Source organism: Rhizobium sp. RHZ01 (assembly GCF_014851595.1).
Taxonomy (GTDB): domain Bacteria; phylum Pseudomonadota; class Alphaproteobacteria; order Rhizobiales; family Rhizobiaceae; genus Rhizobium; species Rhizobium altiplani.
Genome location: NZ_JACUZZ010000162.1, coordinates 1 through 255 on the forward strand (window position 1 = coordinate 1; position 255 = coordinate 255).

Annotated in this window: 1 pseudogene; it reads left to right on the forward strand. The window is 65.5% G+C overall.

Annotated features, from left to right (window positions below):
- Nucleotides 1-255, forward strand: a pseudogene (locus IB248_RS32495) (ubiquinol-cytochrome c reductase iron-sulfur subunit); the annotation flags it as partial.

The following is a 255-nucleotide window of genomic DNA, read 5'->3' on the forward strand; positions in this document are numbered from 1 at the left end:
CGGCCAAGTGGCGCGGCAAGCCGATCTTCATCCGCAACCGGACGCCCGAGGAAGTGAAGGCTGCCGATGAGGTGCCGCTTTCCGACCTGAAGGACCCGGTGGCGCGCAACGCCAACCTGCCGTCCGATGCGCAGGCGACCGGCGTCGACCGTTCGGCCGGCAAGGACAAGGAAAACTGGATCGTCATGATCGGCTCGTGCACCCATCTCGGCTGCATCCCGCTCGGCCAGGCCGGCGAATACAATGGTTGGTTCT